This window comes from Enterobacter sp. R4-368, assembly GCF_000410515.1.
In the GTDB taxonomy this organism is placed as follows: domain Bacteria; phylum Pseudomonadota; class Gammaproteobacteria; order Enterobacterales; family Enterobacteriaceae; genus Kosakonia.
Genome location: NC_021500.1, coordinates 4,114,781 through 4,129,671, shown reverse-complemented (window position 1 = coordinate 4,129,671; position 14,891 = coordinate 4,114,781). Strand labels below are relative to the sequence as shown.

15 protein-coding genes are annotated in these 14,891 nt (G+C 55.7%); 4 read left to right on the top strand and 11 right to left on the bottom strand.

What is annotated here, in order from left to right; genetic code table 11:
• Nucleotides 1–20: 20 nt before the first annotated feature.
• Nucleotides 21–710 (bottom strand): phosphate response regulator transcription factor PhoB, encoded by a 690-nt coding sequence (phoB, locus tag H650_RS19230; protein ID WP_007373472.1) that lies wholly within the window; start codon nt 708–710, stop codon nt 21–23.
• A gap of 198 nt (nt 711–908) precedes the next feature.
• Between phoB and sbcD the strand changes: the two genes are divergently transcribed.
• Together sbcD and sbcC are read left to right on the top strand one after the other, a co-directional pair.
• On the top strand, nt 909–2,111 hold the full coding sequence (gene sbcD, locus H650_RS19225; RefSeq protein WP_020456729.1) for an exonuclease subunit SbcD: 1,203 nt from the start codon (nt 909–911) through the stop codon (nt 2,109–2,111).
• Nucleotides 2,108–5,248, top strand: a complete 3,141-nt coding sequence (sbcC, locus tag H650_RS19220) for an exonuclease subunit SbcC (protein ID WP_020456728.1) — start codon at nt 2,108–2,110, stop codon at nt 5,246–5,248. The genes sbcD and sbcC overlap by 4 nt, the downstream gene beginning before the upstream one ends.
• 33 nt (nt 5,249–5,281) lie before the next feature.
• Here the strand turns inward: sbcC and mak are convergent, their stop codons facing one another.
• Nucleotides 5,282–6,190, bottom strand: a complete 909-nt coding sequence (mak, locus tag H650_RS19215) for a fructokinase (RefSeq protein WP_020456727.1) — start codon at nt 6,188–6,190, stop codon at nt 5,282–5,284.
• Nucleotides 6,191–6,289: 99 nt separating this feature from the next.
• Between mak and rdgC the strand changes: the two genes are divergently transcribed.
• A complete protein-coding gene (gene rdgC, locus H650_RS19210) occupies nt 6,290–7,201 on the top strand; it encodes a recombination-associated protein RdgC (protein ID WP_044489799.1) in 912 nt (303 codons plus the stop codon).
• Between the two features lie 45 nt (nt 7,202–7,246).
• Here rdgC and ppnP read toward each other — a convergent pair whose 3' ends face one another.
• The 5 genes from ppnP to H650_RS19185 all read right to left on the bottom strand — a co-directional run bounded on the left by ppnP (nt 7,247) and on the right by H650_RS19185 (nt 10,014).
• Nucleotides 7,247–7,531, bottom strand: coding sequence for a pyrimidine/purine nucleoside phosphorylase (ppnP, locus tag H650_RS19205; RefSeq protein WP_017458829.1), 285 nt, complete (start codon nt 7,529–7,531; stop codon nt 7,247–7,249).
• Nucleotides 7,532–7,619: 88 nt separating this feature from the next.
• Nucleotides 7,620–8,297: an AroM family protein gene (locus H650_RS19200; RefSeq protein WP_020456725.1), complete on the bottom strand. Its 678-nt coding sequence runs from the start codon at nt 8,295–8,297 to the stop codon at nt 7,620–7,622.
• A gap of 217 nt (nt 8,298–8,514) precedes the next feature.
• Complete coding sequence (gene yaiA / locus H650_RS19195; RefSeq protein WP_017458827.1) at nt 8,515–8,706, bottom strand: protein YaiA; 192 nt, start codon at nt 8,704–8,706, stop codon at nt 8,515–8,517.
• 50 nt (nt 8,707–8,756) lie between these two features.
• Nucleotides 8,757–9,281: a shikimate kinase AroL gene (aroL, locus tag H650_RS19190; protein ID WP_020456724.1), complete on the bottom strand. Its 525-nt coding sequence runs from the start codon at nt 9,279–9,281 to the stop codon at nt 8,757–8,759.
• Nucleotides 9,282–9,552: 271 nt separating this feature from the next.
• Nucleotides 9,553–10,014, bottom strand: a complete 462-nt coding sequence (locus H650_RS19185; RefSeq protein WP_020456723.1) for a YaiI/YqxD family protein — start codon at nt 10,012–10,014, stop codon at nt 9,553–9,555.
• A 133-nt stretch (nt 10,015–10,147) separates the two neighbouring features.
• On the opposite strand from H650_RS19185, the gene proC reads away from it, so the two are divergent.
• A complete protein-coding gene (gene proC, locus H650_RS19180; protein WP_020456722.1) occupies nt 10,148–10,954 on the top strand; it encodes a pyrroline-5-carboxylate reductase in 807 nt (268 codons plus the stop codon).
• Nucleotides 10,955–10,989: 35 nt separating this feature from the next.
• On the opposite strand, the gene H650_RS19175 is transcribed toward proC, so the two are convergent.
• From H650_RS19175 to iraP, 4 genes are all read right to left on the bottom strand, one after another.
• Nucleotides 10,990–12,513 (bottom strand): FAD-dependent oxidoreductase, encoded by a 1,524-nt coding sequence (locus H650_RS19175; protein ID WP_020456721.1) that lies wholly within the window; start codon nt 12,511–12,513, stop codon nt 10,990–10,992.
• A gap of 181 nt (nt 12,514–12,694) precedes the next feature.
• On the bottom strand, nt 12,695–13,015 hold the full coding sequence (gene psiF / locus H650_RS19170) for a phosphate starvation-inducible protein PsiF (protein WP_020456720.1): 321 nt from the start codon (nt 13,013–13,015) through the stop codon (nt 12,695–12,697).
• Nucleotides 13,016–13,105: 90 nt separating this feature from the next.
• Nucleotides 13,106–14,536 (bottom strand): alkaline phosphatase, encoded by a 1,431-nt coding sequence (phoA, locus tag H650_RS19165; RefSeq protein WP_020456719.1) that lies wholly within the window; start codon nt 14,534–14,536, stop codon nt 13,106–13,108.
• Nucleotides 14,537–14,623: 87 nt separating this feature from the next.
• Nucleotides 14,624–14,884, bottom strand: a complete 261-nt coding sequence (gene iraP / locus H650_RS19160; protein ID WP_017458820.1) for an anti-adapter protein IraP — start codon at nt 14,882–14,884, stop codon at nt 14,624–14,626.
• Nucleotides 14,885–14,891: the final 7 nt, after the last annotated feature.

The following is a 14,891-nucleotide window of genomic DNA, read 5'->3' as shown; positions in this document are numbered from 1 at the left end:
CGTCACACTCCTGTCAAATTTCAGAAACGGGTCGAAAAACGATATCCCGTGCCGCGCACTGTTTGCACCATACGATCGTGGCCGCTGTGTTCCAGCGCTTTGCGCAGACGGCGAATATGCACGTCCACGGTTCTGTCTTCAACGTAAACGTTGGTTCCCCATACGTGGTTCAGCAGCTGTTCGCGGCTATAAACACGTTCCGGGTGAGTCATAAAGAAGTGTAAGAGTTTAAACTCTGTCGGTCCCATATCCAGCGGATTTTCACCGGTCATCACGCGGTGTGAGGAAGGATCGAGGCTCAGCCCCTGCATTTCAATCACCTCTTCCACCGCCATCGGTGAAATACGGCGCATCACGGCTTTAATACGCGCGACCAGCTCTTTCGGTGAAAATGGCTTGGTAATGTAATCGTCCGCCCCCGTTTCCAGACCGCGAACGCGATCCTCTTCCTCCCCGCGCGCGGTCAGCATCATCACCGGAATATCACGGGTCATCGCTTCGCGTTTAAGATGTTTAATAAACTGAATGCCAGAACCGCCAGGCAGCATCCAGTCCAGTAAAACCAGGTCGGGCCAGGGTTCGTTAAGTTGGTTCACCGCGCTGTCATAATCTTCAGCTTCCACCGGTTGAAAACCATTTTGCTCGAGCACGAAGCACACCATTTCACGGATTGGTGCTTCATCTTCTACGACCAGAATTCGTCTCGCCATAATTCGCCCTGTTTTAATTAAGTCGTCAGTATATGTAGCGGCGCCATTATGCGTCAGTTTTATGACAGATTTATGAATAAGATGACCGCTATATGACCCGCCCGGTGGCCGTGTGACAACGCAAATTTGCGTTCGGTTATGTCCCTCATCTGCTTAATGTTTATAATCTGCTTTACGCTTTTTCGCCATGGAACCGCTATGCGCATCATTCACACTTCAGACTGGCATCTGGGTCAAAACTTCTACAGTAAAAACCGCGCCGCCGAACATGACGCTTTTCTCGACTGGCTGCTCGCCGCCGCCGAAACGCATCAGGTGGATGCCATTATTGTCGCAGGCGATATTTTTGATACCGGTTCCCCGCCAAGCTACGCCCGCGAGCTTTACAACCGCTTTGTGGTCAAACTCCAGCAGACGGGCTGCCAGCTTATCGTGCTGGCGGGAAACCACGATTCCGTGGCCACGCTGAATGAATCAAAAGAGATCCTCGCTTACCTGAAAACCACCGTGGTGGCCAGTGCAGGTACCAGACCATTCCTGCTAAAACGCCGCGATGGCGAACCCGGCGCGGTATTTTGCCCGGTGCCGTTTTTACGCCCGCGCGACATTACCGTTAGCCAGGCGGGGCTTTCCGGGCAACAAAAACAGCAGCATTTACTGGCGGCGATCACCGATTACTATCAACAACAATTTACTGAGGCCTGTGAACTGCGCGGTGACAAACCACTGCCGATTATCGCCAGCGGCCATTTAACCACGGTGGGTGCCAGTAAAAGTGACGCGGTGCGTGATATTTATATCGGCACGTTAGACGCCTTCCCTGCACAAAATTTTCCCCCTGTGGATTATCTCGCACTCGGCCATATTCATCGCGCGCAGAAGATTGGCGGCCTTGAGCACATCCGTTACTGCGGTTCGCCCATTGCGTTGAGCTTTGATGAAACCGGGAAAAGCAAAAGCGTCAATCTGGTGACATTCGCCGAAGGTAAGCTCGCCGATGTCACGGCGCTGGAGGTGCCGGCAACCCAACCGTTAGCGGTGATCAAAGGCGATTTCGCTGAAATCTGCCGTCAGTTAGAACAGTGGCTCAATGCCCCCGCAGAGCCACCCGTCTGGCTGGATATTGAAATCGAAAGCCATGAATATCTGGCGGATATGCAACGCAAAATCCAGCTGGTAACCGAAGATTTGCCGGTCGAAGTGCTGCTGGTGCGCCGCAGCCGCGAGCAGCGCGAACGAATTCTTTCCGGCGAGTTACGCGAAACCTTAAACGAATTAAAAGTGGAAGAGGTGTTCGCCCGCCGCCTTGCGCTGGCAGAACTCGACGACACACAAAATGCACGGTTACACACGTTGTTTAGCGAAGCGCGCCAGGCGTTGGATGAGGAGAATGAAGCATGAAAATCCTGAGCCTGCGGCTAAAAAACCTGAACTCGCTTAAAGGCGAGTGGAAAATAGACTTCACCGAAGAGCCGTTTGCCAGTAACGGTTTATTCGCCATTACCGGCGCGACGGGCGCGGGGAAAACCACGCTGCTCGACGCTATCTGCCTGGCGCTGTACCACGAAACACCGCGCCTGAGCACCCTTTCGCAATCGCAAAACGATTTAATGACCCGCGATACGGCCGACTGCCTGGCCGAGGTGGAGTTTGAAGTGAAAGGCGTCGCCTACCGCGCGTTCTGGAGCCAGAGCCGCGCCCGCGGGCTGCCGGATGGCAACCTGCAAGCCCCGCGCGTTGAGCTGGCGGCCTGCGCCGATGGCAAAATCCTTGCCGATAAAGTGAAAGATAAGCTTGATCTTACCGCCTCACTGACCGGGCTGGATTATGGCCGCTTTACCCGTTCTATGCTGCTGTCGCAGGGGCAGTTTGCCGCGTTCCTCAACGCGAAGCCGCGCGAACGCGCCGAGTTGCTCGAAGAGCTGACCGGCACCGAGATTTACGGCCAGATTTCCGCCATGGTGTTTGAAAAACACAAAGCGGCGAAAACCCGGCTGGAGCAGTTGCAGGCGCAGGCAAAAGGCGTGGAACTGCTTAGTGATGAGCAGCGCCAGCAGCTTGCGCAACGTTTGCAGGCGCTTACTGACGAAGAGCAACGTTTGCTGGCAGGGCAGCGCGACATACAGGCGCAGGCCAACTGGCTGAACCGCGACGCGGAGTTACGCGCCGCGCGCGGACGCGCGCAGGCCGCACTGGTACAGGCTCAGCAAGCGCTGGCCGGTGCCCAGCCGCAATTAGCGGCGCTGGAACGTGCGCAACCGGCGCTGCAATTGCGCCCGCTATGGGATCGGCTTGAGGAGCAGCGTAAAGCGCTGGTTCGCACCCGCGCACAAAGCGAAGAAGTAAATACTCGCTTACATGCCAGCCTGTTACAGCGCGCACGCATTCGTTTTAGCGCCCAGCAGCAGCATGCAACATTGCAGAAAACGCAGAAAACGCTGGAAAGCTGGCTTGCTGAGAATGCCCGTTTTGAGCGCTGGCAGAACGAATTAACCGGCTGGCGCGTGTTGTTCAACCAGCTGGAAGAAGAGAAAAAACAGTGGCTCGGCCTGCAACAGCGTGTGCAGACTTACGAAGCGAAACTGCGCACCTTGCCTGAATCGACACTGGCAATGAGCGCGGAAGAGACGGCTGCGGCAATGGCGTTGTGCGCGCAAAACCGCCCGCTGCGCCAGCAACTTACCGCCCTGCATGCCCGTTTTGCTCCGCTGCGCAAACAGCTGGCGCAGCGCCAGCAGAGCTTGCTTGATTTACGCGCCGAGCAGGAAAAGATCAGCGCTGAACTGGCGCGCAAACGCGAGCTGTATAAAGAGAAAAACCAGCTGCTGACGGAAGTCACGACCATTTGCGAGCTGGAAAACCGCATCAAAGATCTGGAAAGCGAGCGCGCACGTCTGCAACCGGGTCACCCTTGCCCGCTGTGTGGCGCAACCGAACATCCGGCGATCGCGCATTATCAAACCCTTGAGCCAGGCGTCAATCAGGCACGGCGCAGCGCGCTGGACCTGGAAGTGCGCCAGGTCAAAGAGGATGGCGTCGCGCTTGGCGAGCGCCTGAAAGGGTTGGCTGAACGCTACGAAAAAGATGAGCGCGAAGTGAAAAACCTGCAACAGGAGGAGCAAAACTGGTTGCAGGAGTGGGCAAAAGCCTGTGCCGCGCTCAGCGTCACGCTGGAGCCGCATCGCGAGCTTACCAGTTGGCAAAGCGCGCAGGATGCTTATGAACATCAGCTTTACTTGCTAAACCAGCGCCAGACACTGCAGTTGCAAATCCGCGAACTTCATCAACAAAGCGAGCAGTATCAACAAGCTGTGGTTGCCCGCCGTGAAAAACTGGCGACCACGCTGCAGCAGCTGGATCTGACCCTGCCAGCGGAAGGCGAAGAGGAGCCGTGGCTGGCGGCGCGCACGCAGGAAGCCGAACAATGGCAACACCAACAGCAGCAGCTCAGTGCGCTGCACGAAAAGATGGCGCAGCTCACGCCGATCCTTGAGACGCTACCGGAAAGCGACACCGCCAGCGACGGGCAGACAGTAGCGCTGGAAGGCTGGCGGAAAGTACACGATGCCTGTCTTGCGCTGCAAAGCCAGTGGCAAACCCTGCACCAGCAACTGGCGCAAGAGGAGCACACCGCAGGCGCGCTGGAGCAACAATTTGCCGATGCGCTGGGGAAAAGCGTTTTCGCCGATCATCAGGCCTTTCTCGACGCCCTGCTCACCGAGCCTGAACGCCAGCGCCTTGAGCAGTTACGCCAGAAGCTCGACAGCGAATGCCAGCAGAAACAGGCACTAGCGAACAGCGCTGAACAGGCGCTAAATGCGCACCAGGCACAGCCGCCTGCGGCACTCGCCCCGGATGCCACGGTTGAAAGCATTGGCCTGGCGCTGGAGGCTATTTCGCGCCAGCTTCGGGAAAACACCACTCGTCAGGGTGAATTCCGCCAACAGCTGAAACAGGACGAAGATAACCGCAAGCGCCAGCAAAACGTATTGCAGGAGATGGCGCATGCCAGCGTGCTGTATGACGACTGGGGACATCTGAACGCGCTTATCGGCTCCAGAGAGGGGGATAAATTCCGCAAATTCGCCCAGGGTTTAACGCTGGATAACCTCGTCTGGCTGGCGAACAACCAGCTTAATCGCCTGCATGGTCGTTATCTGCTGAAACGCAAGGAGAGCGACGCCCTGGAGTTGGAGGTGGTGGACACCTGGCAGGCGGACGCGGTACGCGATACGCGCACCCTTTCCGGCGGCGAGAGCTTCCTGGTCAGCCTGGCGCTGGCGCTGGCGCTCTCCGATCTGGTGAGCCATAAAACCCGCATCGACTCGCTGTTCCTCGATGAAGGTTTTGGCACGCTGGACAGTGAAACGCTGGATACGGCGCTGGATGCCCTTGACGCGCTGAACGCCAGCGGCAAAACCATCGGCGTGATTAGCCATGTGGAAGCGATGAAAGAGCGCATCCCGGTGCAGATCAAAGTGAAGAAAATTAACGGGCTGGGCTACAGCAAACTCGACGGGAAATTCGCGGTGAGTTAAAAATAAGGGCGCGTGCAACCGCGCCCTTGTTGTTTATTCGCCCTGCGGCCACAGCCATGCCGCGCCGCGTACACCGCTGGAATCGCCGTGCAGCGCTTTGCGGATCGGCGTTTCGCACTCACCGCCAAATACCCAGTTGCGCAGCAGAACCGGTACGGTCTGGTAAAGCCGCTCGACGTTACTCATGCCGCCGCCCAGCACAATCACATCCGGGTCAAGAATGTTCACCACATGCGCCAGTGATTTTGCCAGCCGCAGCTCGTACCGGCTGATCGCCAGTTCCGCCACCGCGTCCTGCTCGTCTACCAGCCGCATGATTTCATGGCCTTTGAGTGCCTTGCCACTAAGGCGCTGATAATCCGTGGCAAAGCCGGTGCCGGAAATAAAGGTTTCAATACAGCCCTGCTTGCCGCAATAACAGGGGACTTCGGTGCGGTAGCGTAGCTCATCCTCATCCATCCACGGCAGCGGATTGTGACCCCACTCGCCTGCGGTGCCGTTACCGCCGATGTGCGCGTGGCCGTTAAGCGCGACGCCGGAACCGCAGCCGGTGCCGATAATCACCGCGAACACCGTTTGCGCACCGGCTGCCGCGCCGTCCACCGCCTCGGAAACCGCCAGGCAATTGGCGTCGTTTGCCAGCCGCACTTCGCGGTTTAACCGCTGGCTCAAATCCTTATCGAACGGTTTACCGTTCAACCAGGTTGAATTGGCATTTTTCACCACACCGGTGTAGGGCGAAATCGAACCGGGAATGCCCATGCCTACCGTGCCGCGCTGCCCGGTCTCTTTTTCCGTGAGATCCACCAACGAAGCGATTAGCTCAATGGTTTGCCAATAGTCACGCGGCGTGGCCTGGCGGTGGCGAAACAACTCTTCGCCTTGTTCGCCCAGCGCAATAATTTCTGTTTTTGTACCACCTAAGTCGATACCGATACGCACATCAAACTCCTCATAGTGGACCACGCATTAGCAATGCAACGGCAGCGACAATTCGCTATCATGCCCGCTGCATTTAACGACAAGGCCGTGGAAAAAATCATGCTGTGGTTCAAAAATTTAATGGTATACCGTCTCAGCCGCGATGTTGCGCTGCGTGCGGAAGAGATGGAAAAACAGCTTGCCCCACTATCGTTTACTCCATGCGGTAGTCAGGATATGGCGAAAACCGGATGGGTTCCACCGATGGGTTCACACAGCGACGCGCTGACCCATAGCAACAACGGTCAGATTATTATCTGTGCGCGTAAAGAAGAAAAAATTCTGCCGACGCCGGTAGTCAAACAAGCGCTGGAAGCAAAAATTTCCCGTCTTGAAGCCGAGCAGGGTCGCAAGCTGAAAAAAACCGAAAAAGATTCGCTGAAAGACGAAGTGCTGCACTCCTTGCTGCCGCGTGCGTTCAGCCGTTTCAGCCAGACCATGATGTGGATCGACACCGTGAATGGTCTGATTATGGTCGACTGCGCCAGCGCCAAAAAAGCGGAAGACACGCTGGCGCTGCTGCGTAAAAGCCTCGGTTCGCTGCCGGTCGTACCGCTGGCGATGGAAAATCCTATCGAACTGACGCTGACCGAATGGGTGCGTTCCGGTACGGTAGCGCAGGGTTTCCAGTTGCTGGATGAAGCAGAGCTGAAAGCGATGCTGGAAGATGGCGGCGTGATCCGTGCGAAAAAACAGGATCTGGTGAGCGATGAAATCGCCGTACACATTGAGGCGGGCAAAGTGGTCACTAAGCTGGCGCTCGACTGGCAGCAGCGTATCCAGTTCCTGATGTGCGATGACGGTTCCGTAAAACGCCTGAAATTCTGCGATGAGCTGCGCGATCAGAACGAAGATATCGATCGCGAAGATTTTGCCCAGCGTTTCGATGCCGATTTTATTCTGATGACCGGCGAGCTGGCGGCGCTGATTCAAAACCTGGTGGAAGGCTTAGGCGGCGAAGCGCAGCGCTAACCTTTTCCCCACAGACAAACGCCCGGATTTTCCGGGCGTTTTGCATTACAGGTAACGGCAGAGGTAAGAACTCGGTTCCGCCACCTGCAAATGAAATTCGCTATGGCCAGGTACGTTGAACACTTCACCCGCAGCGTAAGCTTTCCATTCGGTTTCGCCCGGCAGCAGTACATTCAGCGCGCCGCTTACTACCGTCATCTCTTCCGGCTGCGCGGTGCTGAAAGTGTATTCCCCTTCCGCCATGACCCCAACGCTGGCACGGCCAGTGCTGCTGCTGGTAAAACCAATGGATTTCACTTTACCGGAAAAGTATTCGTTACTTTGAAGCATGAACTGGCCCTTATAAAGAAAATGTATGGAAAAACACTATAGAGGCCGGGCTTTGCTTCTGTCACGAGAAATTCACACGGTTGCTGGCCTAAACCAGCAGTTCAGATGCCAGCCGCGCGGCCAGCACGTTCGATAACAAAACGGGTACATCCAGCGCTTTTTGCAGCAAATCGCGGTGATATTGATGGAAACCAAGACAATCCAGCATCAGCACATCCGCACCGCGCTCAATAAGCTCTTTACCCGCGGCAATTAATTCCTGTTCTGTCGCCAGGTAAGGATGGGCCAGCACGTAGTAAGGTTCATTTTCCAGCACTTGCCATTTTTTCTTTTGCTGCGCCATCAGTTCGGGAATGGGCACCATCACGCCCACCTGATGCCCGTCAACAATGGAAGCGACCAGCGGCGGAATAATGCGCTGCGGCTCAAGCAAAATCGCGTTACGCGCAACAAAACCGCGAATATCAGCGGTACTCATCAGCAAAATGACATCGTAACCCTGGTTATCCAGCACCTCGATGATACCTTGCAGATCGCGCTCCACTTTCTCGCGGGAAACCATCCCGAGGCTGTCATCGCTTAATCGAGTGGGAATGGCGTGCTCCCCGGCACCAACGGCGTATTCACGTCGCACCTCATCCGGATCCATTTTTCCCAGCAGGCTGAGATGGGTGATCTGCTCTTCTGAAACGTGCTCCGCGAGGAGCGGGAAAATCTCTTTTACCGGCACCACACCTATGGTGAGGATCGCCAAGGTCGCGCTCATTTTCTACTTTCCGCCTTTCATCACTGCTTGTTCTTATTCGCTCTCGATCACGCCGTTTTGACGGCTGTTGTGTAAAGAGAACATGCCACTCCTGTGTTCATATAAATTCCAGTAACCATAAAAGAGTAACCGCTGGCTATTATTCAGCCAGTTTAAAAACGTGACGTAGATCCTTTTTTGTAATGTTCAGGAAATCATCCAGCCTGCAAGACGCGGCTTAGCTTTTGTCCGGATCTTCATAACGCCGTTTGGCGTCCAGAGCTTCCTGCTCGGTGGGGTGTTCACTAATTAAGGTGTCCGGTTTCGGATGGTCGGCGCGCAGTTCATACCAGGTCACTGTCGGGCCATTCGCACCTTTTTCAACGGCGACAACACGGGCTTCACGCGGATATGGCGGTTTGGTCGGCATAGCTCTTCCTCATTTTGCGGGTCGAGCAATAAGTATAGACAAACGTTTCGCTAACTGGCGCGCGCCAGTTGCAATGCCGCTTCAATATCAGACACCACCTTATCCGGCGACTGCGCTGCATCCACTACATAATGCGCAGCTTCACGGTACAACGCATCGCGCTGCGCCAGCACTTCACTGACCTCTTCGCTGATGGGCTTACCGGTTAGCGTCGGGCGTTGCCCCTCCTCGGGAAAAGCCTCCAGCCGGTCAGCCAGCACATCGACCGGCGCGCAGAGATAAATCACCACGCCGTGTTCACGCATAAAACGGCGGTTGTATTCGCGAAGGATAATCCCGCCGCCGGTCGCCACCACACGTGATGGCGCGCTAACCGCTTCCAGCGCGGCGGTTTCCCGTGCGCGAAATCCGTCCCACCCTTCCTGTTCAACAATCGCTGCGATGGTCTGTTGGGCATTTTCCTGCAACCAGTAATCGGTATCGATAAACTGGCATCCCTGCGCCAGCGCCAGCGTCCGACCAACTGTCGTTTTACCGCAACCACGTGCGCCGATAAGAAAAATGGGGAGCGTCATGAGCAGGTGTTCCCTCCGGGTCCTGCACAGTGCAGGACGGAAAATAAGACAGCGATAATATCACCAAACTAGTACGAAATTCATCGTAAAATTAACGTTACACTTTTATGTCTGCGCCGATAAAAACCTCAAGCGAAACCAGAGTTAATCTGGGTTTCATCTGTAAAGATTCTATGGCAGCACGTGTCGCGGCAACCTTACTGAATGTAACACAGGCTGGCAAGCCCGCAAGGCGGCAAACAGTAACATATCAAACGGGGATGCGCAGAATTTACTCGCTCTGGCGGCGCTTGTCGGCCAGCAACCACTTATCCAGCTCGGCGGCAAACTGCTGGCGATCCCGCTGTGACAGACTGTCCGGGCCACCGGTTTGAATACCGCTGCTGCGCAGGGTATCCATAAAATCGCGCATCGTCAGCTTTTCGCGAATAGTTGCCTCGCTATAGCGTTCACCGCGCGGGTTCAGCGCCGCCGCGCCTTTTGCCAGCACTTCCGCCGCCAGCGGAATATCCGCCGTTATCACCAAATCACCGGCTTCGCACAGCCGAACAATTTCATTATCGGCGACATCAAAACCGGCAGGCACTCTGATGGAGCGGATCACCCGCGACGGCGGCACACGCAGGTTTTGATTCGCCACCAGCGTTAACGGCGTCTGTGTGCGCTCGGCGGCACGGAATAAAATCTCTTTGATTACGTTCGGACAGGCGTCCGCATCAACCCAAATCGCCATCGTTACTCCTTTCTGGTTTTGGCGCATTGTCGCTTTAATTTCCTGTCGGGGAAAGGAGAGATCCTTTCGCCCTCGCCGCCAATCCACGTTAAGCTATATCGCACAAACATTTACAAGCAGAGAGACGGATGTGATGGAGAAGAAAATCGGTTTTATCGGCTGCGGTAACATGGGAAAAGCGATTGTTGGCGGCCTGATTGCCAGCGGTCAGGTGCTGCCGGGGCAGATCTGGGTGTATACCCCATCGCCGGAGAAAGTGGCTGCCCTGCATGATCAGTTTGGCGTGAACGCCGCGCAAAGCGCGCAGGAAGTGGCGCAGATTGCCGATATCGTCTTTGGCGCTGTCAAACCGAACATTATGGCTAAAGTGCTTAACGATATCGCCTCCAGCCTGAACAAAGAGACGCTGGTGGTCTCCATCGCCGCCGGCGTTACGCTTGATCAGTTAGCGCGCGCGCTCGGCCACGACCGCAAAATCGTCCGCGCCATGCCCAACACCCCGTCGCTGGTGAATGCGGGCATGACCTCTGTGACGCCTAACGCGCTGGTCACGCCGGAAGATACCGCCGATGTGCTGAATATCTTCCGCTGCTTTGGTGAAGCGGAAGTGATTGCCGAACCGATGATCCACCCGGTGGTTGGCGTCAGCGGCTCCGCACCGGCATATGTGTTTATGTTTATCGAAGCGATGGCCGATGCCGCTGTGCTGGGCGGGATGCCGCGCGCGCAGGCCTATAAATTTGCCGCACAGGCGGTGATGGGCTCGGCAAAAATGGTGCTGGAAAGTGGCAAGCATCCGGGCGAGCTTAAAGATATGGTCTGTTCGCCTGGCGGCACCACCATTGAAGCGGTAAAAGTGCTGGAAGAGAAAGGATTCCGCTCTGCGGTGATCGAAGCGATTGCCGCGTGTATGGCGAAGTCTGACAAAATGAGTAGCTAACTAATGCGCCACGCGATGTCGCGTGGCGCGATTTCTCAGGCCAGCATTTCGCTGGCGGCATGCATGCTAATCGGTTGCTGCATTTTCAGCAGTAAGCCCGCCGTTTCACTGTACTCGCCGCAGCTCAGCACCGCTTTCAGTACGCCTTCTTCGCCGTAGAGCACGGCAAAACGTTTATTATCAAACGATCCCAGCATTTTCATACTGTCCCACTCACGGGTGTAACCGAGATATTCAAAGCGGTTACCAAAGTGGGTCGTCCAGAAAAAGGGCACCCGATCAAAGGTGTGCCGTTCACCCAGCATATTCAGCGCGGCGAGGCGTCCCTGCTGCTGCGCCACACGCCAGTGTTCAATGCGACGACGCCCTTCCGGGGCCGGGTAGCTGGCGATATCCCCTACCGCCCAGACATCCGGCGCCGCGCTCAAGGTTTCATCCACCGTCAGGCTGCCATCTTTTTCATGAGGCAGATCGTGCGCCATATCGGTCACCGGTTGCACACCCGTGGCAAATACCACTACGTGTGCTGGTACGGAACGACCATCTTTTAACGTTACGCTCCGCACATGGCCGTTCCCCTCCAGCGCCGCCGGTTCGCCGGTAACAAACTTCACGCCGTTCTGTTTATGCAGATCCATAAAATACCGCCCCACCTCCTCACCGAACTGCGGTACAAACGGCAGCGCATGGCGCGATAACACCGTCACGTCGATATCCTGATTACGCAGCGCCGCCGCCAGTTCCATGGCGATAAAACTATTACCGATCACTACCAGTTGCTGCTCCTGTTCGACTTCATTGAGCAGACGCTCAGCCTGGTGGATACCACGCAGCACATGCACACCCGCCAGGTGGTTGCCGGGAATATCTGGCCATACTGGCTGTCCGCCGGTGGCCAGCAGTAGTTTGTCGAAAGCGATCTGTCGGCCACCGGCAAGCGTAAGCTGGTGAGCGTGGCAATCAATATTCGCCACCTCTTCACGCAGGCTTTCGACGCCGGGCTGGCTGTAAAAGGCGCTGTCCAGTAAGTGGGGAACGTCACTGATTTTCATTTTTCCCGCCGGAACGAATTTGCTCAGCGCGGTGCGATCGTAGGGCGCATCATCTTCTTTATCGATCAACACCAGGTGACCGTTAAACCCGGCGTCACGCAGCGTTATCGCCGCCGCACTGCCTGCGGCACCTGTTCCCAGGATCACGGCGGTTTGCGGGCGCTCGCCACGGATAAGCGAATGGCTGGCGGGAGAAAGTGGACGCGGGTTCACCAGTACACGATTTTGCTCAAGCATCACCGGATACTGCTTGAGGTTTTGCAGCGCCAGCGGTTCACGCCATTCGCCATTGGTGATATCAAACGCGGCTTTATGCCACGGGCAGACCAGTTTGCCATCGCACACGGCGCCCTTCTCCAGCGGCCCGCCTGCGTGCGGGCATTTACTCTGAAAGGCGCGAACTTTCGCCCCGGTGCGGATAAGGATCATTGAGGTGCCCGCGACATCCACTTTGACCGGTTGGCTTTCCGGTAAGGCATTAAGTTCAGTAACATATTGATAGTTCATCAATTTGCTCCCGTGTCAGTGTTGCGAAAACGGGCGTAACGCCAGACAGCGCACAACCACGAGGAAAAGGGAAAATAAAACGAAGCTCACAAAGTAAGCCTGGCAGAGATTAGCGGGCGGGCAAAAAGACGGGGCAAATTCCGAAAAGAGGGTGAGCAAAACGCGATGCTCACCCGATGCGTTATTGCGGTTTTTTCAGGCAACCGCTCATAAATTTACTGCGATCTTCGCCTTTCAGGGATTGTTGCGTCGCCTGGGCATTACATTCGCGCATCCGCTGCTGCTGCGGCGTCAGGCTTTTTTGTCCGGGCTCAGTTTTGGTGTTTTTCAGGCAGTCACTCATGTATTTCTTACGGGCGTCTCCCGCCAGGGTTTGCGCCGTCGCCTGTTGATTGCAGAGGGTCATACGTTGTTGTTGCGGGGTCAGTGTTTTTTCGGCGGCGCTTAACGCCGTGACAAACAGCAGACCGAAAACGAGGGTAACCAGTAATGTTATTTTCATAGCACCATCCTTCTCTTAATGTGCCTTTTAAGGATGGTACTAATTGGTGAAAAAACCACCCGGCAGCAAAGATTTACCGCCGGGAGGCTGTTACTTCAGATTCAGAGCTGCTTTCATGGTGTAGAACAGATCGGTCTGATCTGTCAGCCCCACCACGTTGCCCGCATGCGGGCCGTAAGCCGCGATGCGAACCTGCGTTCCGGTATGTTCCATCGACTCCTCTTCCGAGTTGCCGTAAGTGATGGCCATTACCGCGCCGTCTTTGGTGTTCAGTGCCTGGCTTAAGCCTGGCGCTTTGGTATCTGCCGGAATGATCTGGCTGGCGTGGGCATGATCCGCCGTCACGATCACCAGCGTATTGCCATCTTTTTTGGCAAATTCCAGCGCTTTCTGCACAGCTTCGTCGAGATCAACCGTTTCACCGATCTGACCGCACGGGTTCGCCGCGTGATCCTGTTTATCGATCGACGCGCCTTCCACTTGCAGGAAGAAGCCTTTCTCATTTTTGCTGAGCAAATCAATAGCTTTTTCCGTCATCGCCGCCAGTGTTGGTATGCTGTCGGTGCGTTTCGCGTTGGGCGTACAGGTCACGGCAGGTTTATCAATATTGCCGTGCAGCGAGGCTTTTGGCCCTTCCCAGCGCACCGGCATATTGCCGTCAGAGAACAGCCCCAGCAGCGGTTTATCCTGGTTAGCTTCGCTGATCGCCGCCAGCGAAGAGGCATCACCGACCAGCTGGTAGCCGCGCGCCTGCGCCTGTTCACGCAGCGTTTTCCCTTTCCACTCACCAGCGGTCGCGGTTTCGCTAAAGGTTTTCGCGCCGCCGCCCAAAGTGACATCCGCGCGGGCGTTCAGCAGTTGTTCGGTAATCGACCCTTTACCGCCTTTCTCCAGCGCGTTAAGCGCACATTTCTCACTGGTCACCGTCGGGCCGTAGCAGCGGCGTGAGATAACGTGAGAAACCAGCGCGGCGGGCGTAGCGTCTTGCAGTTCCGCAGTGGAAACGTTGCCCGTCGCCAGACCGGCGGCTTTGGCCATCTCCAGAATGGTGGTGTGATCTTTATCGTGAATGTCGACGCCGAGCGCACCGTTATAGGTTTTCACGCCGGTGCTCCAGGCCGTGGCCGACGCGGCGGAATCGGTGACGTAATCCGGCTTGCCGGTTTTTTTGTCCAGCGAATAGTGTGTGTACTGGCCGGTCAGCGGCAGTGCGTCAATACCTTTAAAAAATCCACCGGCCCCTTCGGCGTAATTTCGCGCGGCGGTAATTTCGGAATCCCCCATGCCATCGCCAATCAGCAAAATAATATTTTTGGCGGGCTTATCCATGAGGGAATCACGCAGAGCAGCGGTTTGGTCACCGCTTAAACGGCGCGCACCACCAGGCGTGGAAATATCGCCGTGAGCAGCACGATTATCAAGAACCGGTGCCGACGTCGTTTCGGCATAAATAGCAGGGGTAAACATCAGAGGTAATAATGCAAGAAATAATGCGCTCTGTTTCACTTTAATATTCTCCATGTACAAATACTTAAAGAAAATAAAACAGAGCGACTATAGGTAGCGCAGATGACAGTGATATGACAGTGCAGGCAGCGCGTCAGAGGTTTAGCTGCGCGGGTGCCTTAAAAGCTTTTTTACGTACTGTTGCAGCAACTCCGCGTCCTGATGGGTAACGTGCGTTCCCGGCCGGGCTTCTTCCAGCGCCCCTTCAATACTCTGAATTAACGCCTGTTGTTCCGTCGTCGCCATCTGGCGCAGCAGCGCGGTCACCACGATTTCCAGCGCTTCAACCTGAGCGACCAGTTCTTTCGACTCTTCTTCTTTTTCTGCCAGCTTGACCAATAACTCTGCAATGAGATTTTTCATAGCGCTA